General features: G+C 59.8%; 14 protein-coding genes. 1 reads left to right on the plus strand and 13 read right to left on the minus strand.

What is annotated here, in order from left to right:
- Nucleotides 1-47 precede the first annotated feature (47 nt).
- The 9 genes from Q4Q11_RS19350 to Q4Q11_RS19390 form a co-directional block, all read right to left on the minus strand.
- On the minus strand, nt 48-797 hold the full coding sequence (locus Q4Q11_RS19350; RefSeq protein ID WP_498570535.1) for an ABC transporter ATP-binding protein: 750 nt from the start codon (nt 795-797) through the stop codon (nt 48-50).
- Nucleotides 794-1627 carry an ABC transporter ATP-binding protein gene (locus tag Q4Q11_RS19355; protein WP_113222336.1) on the minus strand — a complete coding sequence of 278 codons (834 nt, stop codon included), beginning with the start codon at nt 1625-1627 and terminating at the stop codon, nt 794-796. The genes Q4Q11_RS19350 and Q4Q11_RS19355 overlap by 4 nt, the downstream gene beginning before the upstream one ends.
- Nucleotides 1624-2550: an ABC transporter permease gene (locus Q4Q11_RS19360; RefSeq protein ID WP_113222335.1), complete on the minus strand. Its 927-nt coding sequence runs from the start codon at nt 2548-2550 to the stop codon at nt 1624-1626. Before Q4Q11_RS19360 ends, Q4Q11_RS19355 begins: the two co-directional genes overlap by 4 nt.
- The gene (locus tag Q4Q11_RS19365) at nt 2547-3593 is read right to left on the minus strand and encodes an ABC transporter permease (RefSeq protein WP_498570542.1); all 1047 of its coding nucleotides are present in this window, start codon (nt 3591-3593) and stop codon (nt 2547-2549) included. The genes Q4Q11_RS19360 and Q4Q11_RS19365 overlap by 4 nt, the downstream gene beginning before the upstream one ends.
- Before the next feature lie 42 nt (nt 3594-3635).
- Nucleotides 3636-5276, minus strand: coding sequence for an ABC transporter substrate-binding protein (locus Q4Q11_RS19370; RefSeq protein WP_113222333.1), 1641 nt, complete (start codon nt 5274-5276; stop codon nt 3636-3638).
- A gap of 36 nt (nt 5277-5312) precedes the next feature.
- A complete protein-coding gene (locus Q4Q11_RS19375) occupies nt 5313-6383 on the minus strand; it encodes a dipeptidase (protein WP_113215011.1) in 1071 nt (356 codons plus the stop codon).
- A 190-nt stretch (nt 6384-6573) separates the two neighbouring features.
- Nucleotides 6574-7599 carry an ABC transporter permease gene (locus tag Q4Q11_RS19380; protein WP_498570536.1) on the minus strand — a complete coding sequence of 342 codons (1026 nt, stop codon included), beginning with the start codon at nt 7597-7599 and terminating at the stop codon, nt 6574-6576.
- A gap of 32 nt (nt 7600-7631) precedes the next feature.
- Nucleotides 7632-9173: a sugar ABC transporter ATP-binding protein gene (locus Q4Q11_RS19385; RefSeq protein ID WP_113215013.1), complete on the minus strand. Its 1542-nt coding sequence runs from the start codon at nt 9171-9173 to the stop codon at nt 7632-7634.
- A 73-nt stretch (nt 9174-9246) separates the two neighbouring features.
- Entirely contained in the window at nt 9247-10173 is a 927-nt protein-coding gene (locus Q4Q11_RS19390; RefSeq protein ID WP_112505369.1) for a sugar ABC transporter substrate-binding protein, read from the minus strand.
- Between the two features lie 368 nt (nt 10174-10541).
- On the opposite strand from Q4Q11_RS19390, the gene Q4Q11_RS19395 reads away from it, so the two are divergent.
- The gene (locus tag Q4Q11_RS19395) at nt 10542-11048 is read left to right on the plus strand and encodes a DUF1993 domain-containing protein (RefSeq protein WP_498570537.1); all 507 of its coding nucleotides are present in this window, start codon (nt 10542-10544) and stop codon (nt 11046-11048) included.
- Nucleotides 11049-11054: 6 nt separating this feature from the next.
- Here Q4Q11_RS19395 and Q4Q11_RS19400 read toward each other — a convergent pair whose 3' ends face one another.
- The 4 genes from Q4Q11_RS19400 to Q4Q11_RS19415 all read right to left on the minus strand — a co-directional run.
- A complete protein-coding gene (locus Q4Q11_RS19400) occupies nt 11055-12623 on the minus strand; it encodes an alkaline phosphatase family protein (protein WP_498570538.1) in 1569 nt (522 codons plus the stop codon).
- Nucleotides 12601-13584: a UDP-glucose 4-epimerase GalE gene (gene galE, locus Q4Q11_RS19405; RefSeq protein WP_498570539.1), complete on the minus strand. Its 984-nt coding sequence runs from the start codon at nt 13582-13584 to the stop codon at nt 12601-12603. Before galE ends, Q4Q11_RS19400 begins: the two co-directional genes overlap by 23 nt.
- Before the next feature lie 150 nt (nt 13585-13734).
- A complete protein-coding gene (locus Q4Q11_RS19410; protein WP_498570540.1) occupies nt 13735-14418 on the minus strand; it encodes a YoaK family protein in 684 nt (227 codons plus the stop codon).
- A gap of 1168 nt (nt 14419-15586) precedes the next feature.
- Nucleotides 15587-16302: BID domain-containing protein (locus Q4Q11_RS19415; RefSeq protein ID WP_498570541.1), on the minus strand; the 716-nt coding region annotated here is incomplete at its 5' end.

Here is a 16302-nt window from a genome sequence, read left to right on the forward strand (position 1 = left end):
TTAAACGGCCAGTTCGTTAACGTGCCGCGGGGGCGCAAGCCGTCCGCTCAAACGCGGACGAACCCCTTGCTGGCGACCATCAGGTTGCGCGTGTAATCTTCCTTCACATCGCCGGCTGCCAGCTCCCTCGCAGTCAGCCTCTCGACGACCGCGCCATTGCGCATAACGACCAGACGCTCGCACATATGAGTGATGACGCCGAGGTCGTGGCTCACCATCACGAAGGTCAGATTGCGGTCCTTGCGCACCTGTTCGAGCAGGTTGAGCACCTCGGCCTGAACCGAGGCATCGAGAGCCGAAGTCGGCTCGTCGAGCAGCAGGATCGACGGCTCGACGATCAGCGCGCGGGCAATCGCGACGCGCTGACGCTGGCCGCCGGACAGCTGGTGCGGATAGCGGAAGCGGAAGCCGGTGCCGAGGCCGACTTCGTCCAGCGCCCTGGCGATACGGGTCTCCGTGTCGCCGATCCCATGAATCGACAGAGGCTCGAGCAACAGCCGGTCGATCGTCTGGCGCGGATGCAGGGAGCCGTAAGGGTCCTGAAACACCATCTGCACCTGACGATAGAAGGCCTTGCTGCGCCTGGCGCCCTTCAGCCGCTCGCCGCCGACGCGGATCGTGCCGTCAGTGACGGGCGCAAGACCGGCAACGGCGCGCAGCAGCGTCGACTTTCCGGAACCGGACTCGCCAACTAGGCCGAAGGATTCGCCCTTGTTGACTTCGACGCCAACGGCATCGAGGGCATAATAGCCGTCATAGACGACGCTGAGATTGTCAACTGCGAGTGCTGTCGTCATGCCGCCCACTCCGGCTTGCGGTCGAGCACCGGCAGCGGGTGCCGGCTCTCGCCGATCTGCGGCATGCAGTTCAGCAGGCCGCGCGTATAGGGATGCTGCGCATTGTTCAATTCGGAAGCCTTGAGTTCTTCCACCACCTTGCCCGCATACATGACAAGTACGCGGTCGCAGAAGGACGACACCAGACGCAGGTCGTGGGACACGAAAATCAGCCCCATACCTCGTTCCGAAACGAGCTTGTCCATAATCTTCAGCACATCAAGTTGTACCGTGACGTCGAGCGCCGAGGTCGGCTCGTCGGCAATCAAAAGCTCCGGCCCGGCGATCAGCATCATGGCGATCATGACGCGCTGACCCATGCCGCCGGATACTTCGTGCGGATGCAGGTCATAGACGCGGCCGGGATCGCGAATCTGCACGGATTCGAGCATGGCAAGTGCACGATCCCGCGCCTCCGCCTTGCCCACCTTCTCATGCGTGCGCAGCGTCTCGGTGATCTGCTTGCCGATGGTCATGACGGGATCGAGCGAATATTTCGGATCCTGCAGCACCATGGCGATGCGCTTGCCGCGTAGCGACCGGCGCTCTCTAGCCGAGGCCGACAGCAGATCGATGCCGCTGAAGTCAAGCCTGTCAGCCGTGACGACGCCGTGTGACGGCGTCAGTCCCATGATGGCCCGGCCCGTCTGCGACTTGCCGGAACCGCTCTCGCCGACGATGCCCAGCCGCTCGCGGCCAAGCGTGAAGGATACGCCGCGCACGGCCTCGATGACGCCGGTGCGCGTCGGATAGCGAACCTTGAGATTCTCCACGGTCAGAAGCGTCGTCATTGCCCGCTCTCCTTCGGATCGAGCGCATCGCGCAGGCCGTCGCCGAGCAGGTTGAAGCCGAGACTGACGATGAGGATCGCAATACCCGGCATGGCTGCCACCCACCATTGATCGAGATAGTATTTGAAGCCGCTGGCGATCATGACGCCCCACTCCGGCAGCGGCGGCTGCGCGCCGAGACCGAGGAAGCCGAGACCGGCGGCCGTCAGGATCACACCCGCCATGTCGAGCGTGACGCGGACGATCACCGAGGAGATGCAGAGCGGCATGACGTGGCGGAAGATGATGCGCAGCGGCGAAGCGCCCATGAGCTGCACCGCGGCGATATAGTCCGAACGCCGCACCGTCATGGTTTCGGCGCGCGCCAGACGCGCATAGGGAGGCCAGGAGGTGATGGCGATCGCGATGACCGCGTTCTCGATGCCGGCACCGAGCGCGCCGGCGAAGGCCAGCGCCAGCACCAGTTTCGGGAAGGCGAGGAAGATATCGGTGATGCGCATGAGGATCACATCGACCCAGCCGCCAAGATAGCCTGATACCATGCCGATGATCAGCCCGATCGGCGCCGAGATGATCGCAACCAGAATAACGATATAGAGCGTCCAGCGCGAACCGTAGACGAGGCGCGAGAGGATGTCGCGCCCGAGGTCGTCGGTCCCGAGAAGATAGCCCGGCGTACCCGGGGGCTTCAGATAGGCATTGGTCAGGTCGCCGATCACGGGTGAATGCGGTGCGATGACATCGGCCAGCGCCGCCACGAGCACGAGCGCGATGATGATGAGCAGTCCGATGACGGCCAGGCGATTGGCGGAAAATTGCCGCCAGGTGACATAGGCGCGCCCGAGTCTCGCCTGCCGGCGCGACTGCGGCCGGTCGGAGAGCAGCCACTCCCTCAAGCTGGGTTGGGTGGTCTCGACAATCATTTACGTCGGGTCCTTGGATCCAGGGTCCGATACAGGAGATCGGAAATCAGATTGATGCCGATGAAGACAGTACCAACGACGATCGTGCCGCCGAGAACGGCGTTCATGTCGGCATTGCGCAGCGAACTGGTGATGTAGAAGCCGATGCCCGGCCAGGAGAACACGATTTCCGTCAGCACGGAGCCTTCGAGCAGCCCAGCATAGGAGAGCGCGATCACCGTGATCAACGGGACGGCGGCGCTGCGCAGGGCATGGCCCCAGATCACCCGCGTTTCGGAAAGACCCTTGGCACGAGCGGCGACGATATATTCCTGCCCCAGCTCGTTCAGCATGAAGCTGCGCGTCATGCGGCTGATATAGGCAAGCGAGAAATAGCCGAGCAGCGACGCCGGCAGGATGATATGGCGGAACACATCCCAGAAGACATCCCATTGCCCCTGCATGGCGCTGTCCAGCAGGAAAAAGCCTGTGATCGGCGTGAAAGTATATTCATAGGCGATGTCGATGCGGCCGGGATAGGCGACCCAGTTCAGCTTTGCATAGAAGATGACGAGTGAGACCATGGCCAGCCAGAAGACCGGAACGGAATAGCCGACGAGGCCGATGACGCGGACGATCTGATCGATGAAGCTGTTGCGGCGCACGGCGGCAAGCACGCCAAAGGGAACCCCGAACAAGGCCCCGATGATCGTGCCGACAGTGGCGAGCTCCATCGTCGCCGGAAAGACGCGCTTGATATCGTCCATGACCGGATTGGTCGTCAGCACCGAAGTACCGAAATCGCCGCTCAGAGCGCTCAGGAGATAGTAGTAGAACTGCAGATAGAGCGGCTCGTCGAGATGCATCTCGCGACGCAGGCGCTCCAGCATCGCCTGAGGCGCGTGATCGCCGGCGATCGCCAGTGCCGGATCGATCGGAATGACGCGGCCGATGAAGAAGGTAACGGCGAGTAGGCCGAGATAGGTCGTGACGGCCACGACCAGAAATCGCAGCAGACCCATGAAAAAGGGAGCGGCACGGCCCTTTTTGGGCCGCACCTGCATTTTCCGTTCGACGGTGCTCAAAGAACTAATCCTGCCGGATCATTACTTCGAGATCGGCCAGACGAAGTTGTTGTCGAAGCTCGGGCCGAGCTTGAAATCCTTCACGTCCTTGCGATAGCCGGCGACTTCCGTCTGCTGATAGAGGATGACGAAGGGGCTCGCATCCAGGAATTTCTTCTGGATGTCCTGATACATGGCGCCACGCTTGGTCGCATCGCCTTCGAAAAGCGCCGCCTTGGCTTCCTTCTCCAGCTCGGGAGAAGTCCAGGTGTTGCGCCAGACGAGCGTCTTGTTGGTGCTGGTATCGGAATTGTCGTCGTTCGTGGTGAACGTATCGGCATTGGAATGGGGATCCCAATAGTCCGGACCCCAGTTGCCGAAATAGATGTCGTGATTGCGGGCACGATACTTCGTCAGCTTCTGCTTGCCGTCGCCGGGGATGATCTCCACCTTGATGCCGGCCTGGCCGAGCGTCTGCTGGATCGCGGTCGCGACACCCGTATCCGGCTCGATGCTGCGCACGTCCATGGTGATCGAGAAGCCGTTGGGCAGCCCCGCCTTGGCCAGCAATTCCTTGGCCTTGGCAACATCGAGCTTGAACGGATTTTCGTCCAGCGAGCCGAGCATGCCCTTCGGTTCGAAGGTCTGGTGGATCTCGCCGATGCCCTTGATCAGCGTCTTGCCGATGGCGTCGTAATCGACCAGCCATTTGAACGCCTGCTGCACTTCCGGCTTGGCCAGATTGGCGTTCTTCTGGTTGAGGCTCATATAGTAGATCGTACCCTTCGGCGCGCTGGTCGAAGCGAGCTGCTGGTTCTTCTCGATAGCCTGGAGATCGGTCGGCGAAAGGTTGCGGGCGATGTCGATATCGCCGTTTTCAAGCGCCAGGCGCTGGGCCGAGCTTTCCTTCATGAAGCGATAGATGACGCGGTTGAGCTTCGCCTTTTCGCCATAATAATTTTCGTTGCGCTCTAGCACGACGGCTTCGTTGGCGCGCCATTCACGCAGCTTGAACGGGCCGGAACCGGCAAAGCCGGTCTTCAGCCAGCCGTTGCCGAAATCATTGTCATACTTGTAGTCGGCGGTCGGCGTTGCCGGCTTCACATGCTGCAGAACCAGCTTCTTGTCCACCACTTCGGCGACGGTCGCGGTCAGGCAGTTCAGCACGAAGCTCGGCGCATAGGGCTTATCGACGGTGAAGGTAAAGGTGTTCGCATCGGTGGCCTTGGCCTTTTCCGTCACATTGGCGCCGGTGAGGCCGAACTGGGTGAGAATGAAGGCCGGGCTCTTGTCGAGCTTGACGACACGCTCGAAGGACCATGCGACGTCTTCGGCGGTGATCGGATTGCCGGACGCGAATTTCAGGCCGGGCTTCAGCTTGAACGTATACGTCAGGTGATCGTCGGAGACCGACCAGCTTTCGGCAAGGTCGCCCTTGATCTTCGAGGTGTCGTTGATATCGAGGCGAACGAGCAGGCTGTAGGTGTTGCCGGTGATTTCGGCAGCCGACAGCTCATAGGCTTCCGCCGGGTCCATGCTCAGAATATCATCGAAGGCAAAGCCTTCGACCAGCGTGTCCTTGGGCGTCGCGGCATATGCGTTCGGCGCCGCCATCAGCAAAAGCGAGAGAGCGACGCTAGCGGAAAGTGCGCGGACACCGCGGTTCATCTTGGTGATCATCATTGTTTTCATTCCCCTTTTAATAAACTTTACGCAATATCAGGACGCAGTTGATCGGCTGTCTTCCTTCCAAGCGGACGCCAGGACACGAAGCCAGTTCTCCCTGCACAGCTTCACCAGATCGGCCTCACCATAACCAGCGTTCCGAAGCGCTTCAATCAGCTTCTGGTTGCCTGCTGCATCGCTAATTTTCGCAGGAATCGTGGCGCCGTCGAAATCCGATCCGAGGCCGACGCAGTCGATGCCGACACGGCCGACGAGATGATCGACATGCCGCACCATCACCTCGAGCGGCGTATCGGCATCCGAGCGCGCATCGTCGCGCAGCATCGCCGTCGCATAGTTGAGGCCGACGATGCCGTGGCTCTCCTTGATGGCATCGAGCTGCTTGTCAGTGAGATTGCGCGCCACCGGTGTCAGCGCATGAGCGTTGGAGTGGCTCGCGACCAGTGGCTGATCCGAGGTCTTGGCCACATCCCAGAAGCCTTTCTCGGTGATATGGGCGAGATCGACCAGAATGCCGAGCCGGTTGCATTCGCGCACCAGCGCGAAGCCGGCTTCCGTGAGGCCAAGTCCCGTGTCCGGCGAACTCGGATAGGCAAAGGGCACGCCATGCGCAAAGACGTTGTTGCGGCTCCAAACGGGGCCGAGCGAACGCAGGCCGGCGGCGTAAAAAGTTTCGAGCGCGACGAGATCGGCATCGATCGCCTCGCAGCCTTCCATGTGCATGACAGCGGCGAAGATACCCTTCTCCATGCAAGCGCGAATCTCGGCGGTGGAGCGGCAGAGCTTCCAGGCGCCGGCGCGGTCGAGCCGCAGCGCGATCGCCGCCATTTCCAGCGCAATGTCGAGCGAAGGCGCCCGCTCCAACGGGGTCGCCAAAGGCGTGGCATAATGGCCGTTACTATCAGGATCGGCAAAGACGAGATCGCCCGACGGAATATAAATGGCGCAGAGGCCGCCACCCAGGCCGCCGGCCCGGGCGCGCGGTGCATCGATATGGCCGCTGGACGTCCCATTCCTGAATTCGGCGATCGGATCGGCGCCGTCGCGCGCATGATGCCAGAGTCTCAAGAGAACGTCGTTGTGACCATCGAATACGGATTGCATCGTCTATCCTGGATGAAGCGCTCGAGGGAGCAAATGGAAAGCGGCCAGAATAGAAAAGCTGACAGGATTCGCCATACCCAAATGAAAAAAATTTGCATTTGCATGGAACGGCATATTTAGAAAAGAAAAGGCGGGGCAAAAACCCCGCCTCGAGAGCATGCTTTAGAACGCTGACGATGTGTCGGGCATTTCAGCGCTTGGCCCGCTTCTTCTGGCGGTAGACGTCGATGGCAACCGCCGCGACGATGATGAAGCCCTTGGCGATTTCCTGGTAATAGGCATCGACGTTGAGGAAGGTGAAGCCGGAGATCATGACACCGAGGATGACCGTGCCGATCACGGTGCCGGCGATGCGGCCGACGCCGCCTGTCAGCGACGTGCCGCCGATGACCGCAGCCGCGATCGCATCCAGCTCGTAGTTGACGCCCATGCCGGCCTGCGCCGTCTGCACGCGGGCGGCGGTAATGATGCCGGCAAGGCCCGCCAGTAGTCCGGCAATGGCATAGACCTTGACCAGATGCGCCTCGACATTAATGCCCGAGACGCGCGCCGCCTGCACATTGGCGCCGATCGCATAGGTGAACTTGCCGTAGCGCGTGTAGCGCAGCACGATATGGAAGAGGACAGCGATGATCAGGAAGACGACGACGGGCCAGATGCCGGAACCGATGAAATTGAACTGGTCGGTGAGGCCCGAGATCGGCTGGCCCTTAGTATAGAGCTTCGACAGGCCGCGGGCCGAGACCATCATCCCGAGCGTCGCGATGAACGGCGGGATCTTCGTCCTCGTAATCAGCTGGCCGTTGATGTAGCCGGCGACCAGACCAAGCAGCAGGCCGATGCCGATCGGAACGAAGAAGGGCATGTCGGTCAGCGCCGGGTATACCGTCCGCGCCCACGTCGACGACTGGGCGAAGCTCGCCGCGACCATGGCAGTCAGGCCGACAACCGAGCCGGATGAGAGATCGATACCGCCTGTTATGATGACCTGCGTCACGCCGACCGAGATGATGCCGATGACGGAGACCTGCAGGATCATGATCTTCAGGCGCTGCAAATTCATCAGGAAGCTCTGCCCGACGAAGATCCAGCCGAGGATCTCACAAAGAAGCGCAATGCCGATCAGCACCAGGAAGATGCCGAGTTCGGGCGGAACACGGCGGCGTCTTGGCCGTGTGACTGCCGGGGCGGCCGCCTCTGCAACTTTGCTAACCATGGTTCAATCCTCCCTTGCGATGATTGGCGGCGTCACTGCGCGGCCAGCTCCATCACCTTCACTTGAGTTGCTTCCGCGCGATCCAGGAATCCGGTCACCCGCCCTTCGTGCATCACCATGATGCGATCGCTCATGCCGAGCACTTCGGGCATTTCCGACGAGATCATGATGACGGCGGCGCCATTGCGCGCCATTTCGGTAACGAGACGGTGGATTTCCGCCTTGGCGCCGACATCGATGCCGCGCGTCGGCTCGTCCAGGATCAGAATGCGGGGATTGGTGAGCATCCACCGGCCGATCAGCGCCTTCTGCTGATTGCCGCCGGAGAGATTTTCGATCCGTTCGTCGAGGTTCGGCGTCTTGACGCGCAACTTCCGGGCCATCTCTTCGCAGGCCTCTTCGATCGCGGCCTCCTGAACGAAGCCGCCGCGCACGAACTTGTCGTGCAGTACGGCGACCTGCATGTTCTCCAGCACGCTGAGGATGAGAAGACAGCCCGTATCCTTGCGATCCTCGGTCAGGAAGGCCATGCGATGGCGGATCGCATCCGCCGGCGAGGAAATCTCGGCCGTCTTGCCGAAAAGCTCGATCGAGCCGGACGAGGCCGGCGTGACGCCGAATATGGTCTCTGCGACATTGGACCGGCCCGATCCGACAAGCCCGGCAACGCCGAGAATTTCGCCGGCTCTGACGTCGAAGGATACATTGGAGAATACACCGTCAAGGCTGAGATCCTTGACCGAAAGGACGGTCTCGCCGATCGGCACCTCTTCCTTCGGGAACATCTGCGTGATCTCGCGGCCGACCATCATGCGGATGATGTCGTCGCGGGTCACGTCGGTCGAGGCATGCGTGCCGATATATTTGCCGTCGCGGAACACCGAAAATTCATCGGCAATCTCGAACAGCTCGTTCATCTTGTGAGTGATGTAGACGATGCCGATGCCCTGTGCGCGCAGATCGCGGATGATCTGGAAGAGATGCGCCACTTCGCGCTCGGTGAGCGCCGAAGTCGGCTCGTCCATGATCAGTACGTCGGAATTGTAGGAAACCGCCTTGGCGATCTCGACCATCTGCCGGCTCGCGACGGAAAGCTCGCGCACCTGGATTTCCGGGTCGATGGAAATATTGAGACGCTGGAAGAGTTCCTCGGTCTTGCGGCTCATCTCCGCGTGATCGACGAGGCCGAACCGGTTCTTCGGCTCGCGCCGGATCCAGATATTCTCCGAAACCGTCATGAAGGGCATCAGGTTCAGTTCCTGATGGATCATGGCAATGCCGTTTTCCAGCGCGTCGAGAGGCGACTTCAGCCGGATTTCGACGCCCTTGAGGCGCACCTCACCCTGATCTGGGATATAGATGCCGGCAAGGATTTTCATCAGCGTCGATTTGCCCGCACCGTTTTCGCCCATCAGTGCATGCACCGTTCCGCGCTTGAGACGGAAGGAAACGTCGTCGAGGGCGAGCACGCCGGGAAATTCCTTGCGGATGCCTTCGGCGCTCAGCAGATAGGCGGCATTGGGGACAGCGCCGCTGGCGCGCACCGCCGCCATGGTGGATGGGCTCACAGCCATTTTTCCCTCCCGGGCAGATCGGATTTCAAGGGATGCGGGCGTTAAGACCCGCATCCGTCGATCACTCTCGTCATCAGTTCTTCTTGACGAAGTCCTTGACGTTGGTCGGCGTAACGAGCTGGAAGGGAATGTACACCTTCTTCTCGATCTTATCGCCCTTGGCGAGCTTCAGTGCGGCATCGACCGCACCCTTGCCCTGGCCGGCGGCATCCTGGAACACAGTGACCTTCAGGTCGCCGGCCTGCATGGCGGCAAGCGCGTCCTGCGTCGCATCGACGCCGGCAACGACGATCTTGTTCAGTGGCTTGCCGGCGGCCTTCAGCGCCTGGATGGCGCCGATGGCCATTTCGTCGTTGTTGGAGATAACGGCATCGAACTCGAGACCGCTGGAAAGCCAGTTGGTCATCAGGTCGGCGCCCTGGGTACGCTGCCAGTTGGCGGTCTGCTCCTGAACGATCTGGATGCCCTTGCACGCATCGGTCGCCACGACATCATGGACGTCCTTGGTGCGCATGCGGGCAGCCTGGTTCGAGAGTTCGCCCATCATGATGACGGCCTTACCCTTGCCGCCGAGGATTCGGCATACTTCCTTGGCTTCCAGCGTGCCGGATTCCTGCTCGTTGGAGGCGACGAAAGCCTGCTGGTCCGGAAGGCTGTCGACGTTTGCCGGCTCGCGGTTGACATAGACCAGCGGGATCTTGGCATCGGCGGCGAGCTTGGAAATGGCAGCCGTCGCGTCGGTATCGACCGGGTTCACGATGATCGCATCGACCTTACTGGCGATGAAGTTCTGGATCTGGCTCTGCTGCTTGGCAATGTCGTTCTGAGCGTCTTCGACCTGCAGCGTCACGCCCTTGTCCTTTGCGTAATCCTGCATGCCGTTGCGAAGAACGGTCAGAAAGTTGTCGTCGAAGAGGGCCATCGACACGCCGATGGTTTGGGCGTGGGCGGCAGTCGACAACAAAAGCGCCATTGCTGAGCCAAGGATAAATTTCTTCATGTCTTCCTCCCAGATACGGTGCCGGCCACACCCCTCCTGAATGCCGGAGCCCTCGGTCTCGACCGCAGGGCCTTTATTCAATTCGGCCGGCACTCCCATGACGGCCACATTGAAAAACGGAACAAACAAACCGTAAAATTCCTTATGCGGAATATTCATTCCATTTTTCAGGACAAAGGTCAACACCAAATTCCGGCCACGCCTCCGGAACCGGCGAAGGCGAGTTTTCAGCCACTGCCCCTGCAAGAATCGGCAGCCGAACCTACATACGGGCGCCGACACGATGGAACGGTTATTCCATCGACACGGAAACGGAATAGAATGCCAACGAACATCTGCCGCACCGCGGCAGGCAACGGAGAACAAACATGCCCTCGATGTACAGTTTCTCGGTCCCCGTCTTTCAACGCGGCCTGCAAAATCTTTCAGCCTATCTCGACAAGATCGAAGCCTATGCAGCTGAAAAGGCAATCGCGCCGGGCGAACTCGTTTCCGCCCGCCTGATCGACGACATGCTGCCGCTCTCCGGCCAGTACCAGCGCGCCTCCGATACCGCGAAGCTCGCCGTCTCCCGGCTTGCCGGCATCGATGCACCGCGCTTCGAAGACAATGAGACGACCGTCGCCGAACTGCGGGAGCGCCTGAAGAAAACGCAGGACTTTCTGGCGACGGTCACGCCGGCCGCGATGGAAGGCAGCGAAGCGCGGGAAGTGACGATCACGCCGGGGGGCAACAAGATCACCTTCAAGGGCGAGGATTACCTGACGAAATTCGCGCTGCCGAATTTCTTCTTCCACGTGACCACGGCACACGACATCCTGCGCAGCCGAGGCCTACCGGTGGGCAAGATGAATTATCTCGGGGCACTCAGCTAAAATTATTCAGGGCCGGCGCGACACCGGCCCTTTTTCCGTCAGTTCCGTATAGGAAAGCGTCTGGTCCAAATGCTCCGCCCTGAGGGAGAGCAGCTTTTCGGCATAGGCAAGCCTAATGGCTACATAGGCGCTGTCATTGGCGACATTCGAAAGCTCCGCCGGGTCCTTTTTAAGATCGAAGAGCAGCGGCGGAAGCCCGGCGCAATGGACGTATTTGAAGCGCTCGTCGCGCATGACTGCGAGGCTGCAGGCATTGGACCTCAAGCCGAAATGCCGCTCGGGAATACCTTCGGCAATATCGCGGAAATCGAACTCCCAAAAGGCCGCATCGCGCCAGTTTTCCGGTTCGGTCCCCGCAAGGAACGGCAGCAGGCTGTCGCCATCGACATGGTTTGCCGGCGCGATGCCGAGCCGGTCGCACAGGCTCGGGAAAATATCTGCGGCGCTGGTGAAATGCTCTACCTGCCGCCCATGTGTGGCGGGCTGGCCAGGGTCTCGAATGACGAGTGGCACATGATAGCTGCCGTCAAAGAAGCCGCCCTTGCCGAGCATCCAATGGTCGCCCATCATCTCGGCGTGATCGGACGTGAAGACAATCACGGTATCGTCCCAAGCGCCGGCATCCTTCAATGCCTGCAAGATCCGGCCAAGCTGCGCGTCGACCTCGGCAATCATGCCGTAATAGATGGCGCGGATCGCGGCAAAATCCTCAGGCGTCCACTCATCGATGGAGCCCCTGCCGCCATGGATGAAGCCGCCCTTGCCGATCAGCGGCAGGCCGAAGGCAAGCAGCGGATGCGAGGCCATCTCCGCTTCGCGGTCGGTAGCACGCAAGAAAGCCGGGCCATCGGCGGCCGAGAACATGCGGTTATAGGGTTCCGGCACCGAGAAGGGCGGATGCGGCCGGAGGAAAGAAACATGCGCAAACCAGGGCTGATCCTGCTCTCCGAGCCAGCGGATGAATTCGCCGGCCATAAAGGCTGTCTGAGTCTCGTCCTTGGAATAGGCGGGCGCATTATTGGAAATCTCGCCGGGCGCGGCCCCGATGGGAATATGGATATCCCGGCTGACGGCATCGGCATGGCCGCGCGACCGCAGCCAGGAGAGCCATTGTTTCTCATGTTCGGGCAGAAGCTGCCGCGCCGTAAAGCCGGGCAGCACGCCCTCATAGGTCATCAGATGCGGATCATGTGAATCGCGGCTGCGCGGATCGGGCGCCGTATCCGTATAGCCGAACAACGTCGGATCGTAGCCTGCTCGGCGTGCAGCAAGCGCGACATTGTCGAAGCGGGCGTCCAGCGGCGAACCATTGCGGCAAACGCGATGGTTCATCTGGTAGAGGCCGGTATAGATCGTCGCACGTGCCGGGGAACAGGGGGCCGTTCCGGCATAATGCCGCCGGAACAGCACGCCTTCCCGCGCCAGAGCATCCACATTCGGCGTCTTCACACATTCATGCCCGACGGCGGAGAGACAATCCCCCCGCCATTGGTCGGCCGAAATCAACAGGATATTCGGACGTTTGCTCCCAGCACCAACGAAAGAACGCCGTTCAGTGCTGGTTGGATTTGGCATGCCAATTCCAAGCGGATTGAATGATCTCGGTCAGATCGTATTGCGGCAACCAACCGAGAATATCACGAGCCTTGTCATTGTTGGCGACAAGCGTGGTTGAATCGCCCTCGCGGCGGCCGACATATTCGACCGGAAACGGTCGATTCGACACAGTCTCGATCGTGCCCAGCAGCTCCTTCACCGTGGTCCCCGTGCCCGTGCCGAGGTTGAGGGCGACGGAATCGCCGCCATTAAGCAGATATTCCACGGCGCGCACGTGGGCGTCGGCAAGATCGAGCACATGGATGTAATCGCGCACGCAGGTGCCGTCACGTGTATCATAGTCGCTGCCGAAGACCTTGAAGCCCTGACGGCGGCCAAGGGCGGCATCGATGGCCAGCGGGATCGCATGGGTTTCCGGCGTATGCCATTCGCCGATACGCCCCTCGAAATCGGCACCGGCAGCATTGAAATAGCGCAGAATGACGGAGCGCAGCCCCTTGTACTGGTCATAATCGGCCAGCGCCTGCTCGACGATATATTTCGTGCGGCCATAGGGGTTGATCGGCACCTGTTGATGGCTCTCGTCGAGCGGCACGCTCTGCGGCAGGCCGTAGGTCGCGCAGGTCGAGGAGAAGACAAAAGCCTTCACGCCAGCCGCTTGTGCCGCCGAAAGCAGGGTCAGCGTGCCGATGACGTTGTTCTCATAGAAGGAAACAGGATCCTTGACCGACTCGCCGACCTCGATCAACGCGGCGAAATGCAAGATCGCGGCAGGCTTGTGCTTGGCCAGCACCTCATCGAGGCGGGCCCTATCGCGGATATCGCCTTCCTCGGCCGGACCCCATTTGACGAATTCGCGATGACCGTTGGAGAAATTGTCGTAGACGACGGGCTTGAACCCCTTATTCGCCAGATCCAGACATGTGTGCGAACCGATATATCCGGCTCCGCCGACCACAAGCACCGTTTCTCCTGCCATGATCATCCTTTCTTGAGTCACAAGGATTTGCCGCCTCAAACGCGACGGACCGGTTCGGTCCGAGGCGTACACTTAGAGAGCTGTAGCCGACTTGCAAGACGGGAGAAAGGAGCAAGATTGGTCGTATCCAGAGCAGGTCAATGCGAAAAGCTAAGCTGGCTTCACCTCCGCCTTGCCTGCATGCATGAGGATAGCGGCAAGCGCTAGAACCGGTGGGACGAGAAAACAGGCCATGCCGACGAGCAGGAAAAGCGCCGCCGCCACGGCACAGCCGAGCGCAAAGCCGCCGACTGCAGCTCCCATGCGGGAAAGCCGCGCCTTCATCGCCGCCCTATCCTCCGGCTTGGCGCCACGCAGCAGATCGGCAATGTCGATCATGATCTGCGTCGTCGTGCCCGTCATCATGGTCGTGGGTGGTGTCGAACCGAGATGAATGCGATGTGCCGTCGTCTGGATGGCCATGGCGGCGACAAGGATCATGCCGGTCAGGATGGGCTGCCAGCCATCCCCATCCCCAAACGGACCGAAGCGCATAGCGAGGATCGCCGCAAGCGCGAGCAGCAGTAATTTCAGCGAGAGGATGATCTGCAACGTCGGCAGATTGCGCCGCGAGAGATCGCCACCAATGAGGCGGGCGAGAATGACGACGACGCAGAAAACCGGCAGCGCCAGAAGCTTGGCCAGCGCGCCAGAGGTTCCGAGTGCTAGGGAAGCGCCGAGTGTGACGAAATTGCCCGTCACATGCGCTGTGAACAGACCATGCAGGGCAAGAAACCCGGCGGTATCGACATAGCCGCCATTGATGCTCAGAAGGGTGGGCAGGCTGGGCTTCATCGCTTTCTCGCTCGCTTTTATCGTCTCCGATCTTATCGCGCCGAATAGCTGCCGTTGTCGAGATGGTTGCGTGGCGGGAAACGAAACATCGCCGTGCAACGCCGGCCGGACAGCAGCGGCATACTGCAGATCAAAGTTGCATCCACGTGCCCAACTAGTCGACTGTCACAAAGACGGTAGGTGGCAGCGCTTCACGATTCCAGCAGTTTTCCCGCGTCTTGTGCACCTCCTCGTCCAAGACCGTCGGATTAGGGCCGCATCAGGACTAGCGATTCAACTGAGTCTTGTGGCTTGTTGGACACGTTGAATTTCGCAACCAACTGCGGCGCGGCCTTATAAACACAGTTCATGTGCGCCGAAATTTCACCCAACTTTGCGTTTCATCGTGACCCTGGCTGGATTCCAATATCGCAATTTCGTCAACGGCATCTTCGCGACAGAACGGATCAGCCTCAAATGCAAATCTGGGTCAAGGCATCGCAAAACTGGCAGACTTAAGCACGTTGCGGCATCTTCGTTAGTATCTTTGATTGAGAAATGGGCGGCGTTTATATTAGATTTGCAAAATAGCATAACGGAGCTTCCGATGAGCCGCCTCTGACGTGCACTTCAAATGGATTCTTCAAAAAGGGCTGGCTCTATGCGCGTTGGAACTTCTTCCATTTTGCCGATCCTCGCATCCCATAAACTAGTTTAAAAATTAAAGGCTTGATGACAATACCACGCTCATCTTGCCGATGTTGAGCACTTTTCACATCGAGGCAATTTGCCGATATTAGAAATATAATTTAATGAATAGTATCAATAATTTATTTTTATTTAAAATCGATTATGGCCGATATTTGTTGCCGATGTTGGGCGAAATCCGACACATAAGAACCGTTCATCAATCCGTGGCAGTTGGCGGCACCAAGCTTCGATCCTGCCCGAACGAACAGCCGCTTTTGGGCGACAGCTGATGCGCCGGCGCGAAAGGCACCCTCTATTCCACTAGCGCCCGACGCTCCTCCAAAACCCGCATTCAGGTCAGTCGCCATCTCGCCACTCGCCACTACTCATTACCAGCCGAACAACCCGCATCTTCGCTTCTGTTGGACGACCAAAAGGCGGCTCCACGACACGGATTCGGGTATAGCCTGTCGTTTTCCTTTCAAATCTTTGGACGTTCTCAGCGATCAAGACCACGGGCGCGATTGATCGTTCGACGTTGGCGCTCAGCGATAATCTCTTCTGTCCTATCTATAGCGACGGCACGCTGGACAGTGCGCAATTGGTCGAGGATGGCTTTGAAGACCGCTTGCTGAGACTTTGAGACCATGTTGGCAACCTCGGTCTCGTTGCGCAAAATTGCACCCGGTCCGAAGCGAGCGTCAAGTGCCTTACTGACCACAGAAAATTCGCGTCGGACATCTGGTGACAAAGACCGGACCAATCGTGCCAGCTCGCGCGGGTGCTTCTCAGCCTCGGACGTGATATGCCGCAGCTCATCCTGGGCAATTCTCGTCAACCCTGGAATAGCTATTGCCATCCGTTGCCGCTCAATGACGACCGCCGATTTTTCGGTCTCAAAGGCGCTCAAGTGATATCGACCAAGAGAGTGAATGTCGGCACCAACCGCGTTAACCGCCTGCAATGCTTTCCTGCGCTCCCGGCCACCAGCGAGCAGCCTATCCATCGTTCTGGCGCTGCCGCGCAAAGGGCCATAGGCCTTTGGCTCTGTGGCAACAGCACGTGCAATACGCTCAGGGTCGATCTGCTGGCGCACCAGATCTTCGATCATCGCCACGGCGGCTGCGGGATCGCGCCAGATCACGGATCCCGTCGCGGCGAGTGCTGCTCTTTTCTGTTTGTAATGCTCTGTCTCGGTCACACGCATCCGCGCCT

Source organism: Rhizobium sp. UFLA01-1127 (assembly GCF_059803845.1).

Bases quoted from the DNA above. Each gene is read 5' to 3' on its own strand.
- Q4Q11_RS19350 (WP_498570535.1), bottom strand. From the start codon at position 797: ATGACGACAGCACTCGCAGTTGACAATCTCAGCGTCGTCTATGACGGC.
- Q4Q11_RS19355 (WP_113222336.1), bottom strand. From the start codon at position 1,627: ATGACGACGCTTCTGACCGTGGAGAATCTCAAGGTTCGCTATCCGACG.
- Q4Q11_RS19360 (WP_113222335.1), bottom strand. From the start codon at position 2,550: ATGATTGTCGAGACCACCCAACCCAGCTTGAGGGAGTGGCTGCTCTCC.
- Q4Q11_RS19365 (WP_498570542.1), bottom strand. From the start codon at position 3,593: ATGCAGGTGCGGCCCAAAAAGGGCCGTGCCGCTCCCTTTTTCATGGGT.
- Q4Q11_RS19370 (WP_113222333.1), bottom strand. From the start codon at position 5,276: ATGATGATCACCAAGATGAACCGCGGTGTCCGCGCACTTTCCGCTAGC.
- Q4Q11_RS19375 (WP_113215011.1), bottom strand. From the start codon at position 6,383: ATGCAATCCGTATTCGATGGTCACAACGACGTTCTCTTGAGACTCTGG.
- Q4Q11_RS19380 (WP_498570536.1), bottom strand. From the start codon at position 7,599: ATGGTTAGCAAAGTTGCAGAGGCGGCCGCCCCGGCAGTCACACGGCCA.
- Q4Q11_RS19385 (WP_113215013.1), bottom strand. From the start codon at position 9,173: ATGGCTGTGAGCCCATCCACCATGGCGGCGGTGCGCGCCAGCGGCGCT.
- Q4Q11_RS19390 (WP_112505369.1), bottom strand. From the start codon at position 10,173: ATGAAGAAATTTATCCTTGGCTCAGCAATGGCGCTTTTGTTGTCGACT.
- Q4Q11_RS19395 (WP_498570537.1), top strand. From the start codon at position 10,542: ATGCCCTCGATGTACAGTTTCTCGGTCCCCGTCTTTCAACGCGGCCTG.
- Q4Q11_RS19400 (WP_498570538.1), bottom strand. From the start codon at position 12,623: ATGCCAAATCCAACCAGCACTGAACGGCGTTCTTTCGTTGGTGCTGGG.
- galE (WP_498570539.1), bottom strand. From the start codon at position 13,584: ATGGCAGGAGAAACGGTGCTTGTGGTCGGCGGAGCCGGATATATCGGT.
- Q4Q11_RS19410 (WP_498570540.1), bottom strand. From the start codon at position 14,418: ATGAAGCCCAGCCTGCCCACCCTTCTGAGCATCAATGGCGGCTATGTC.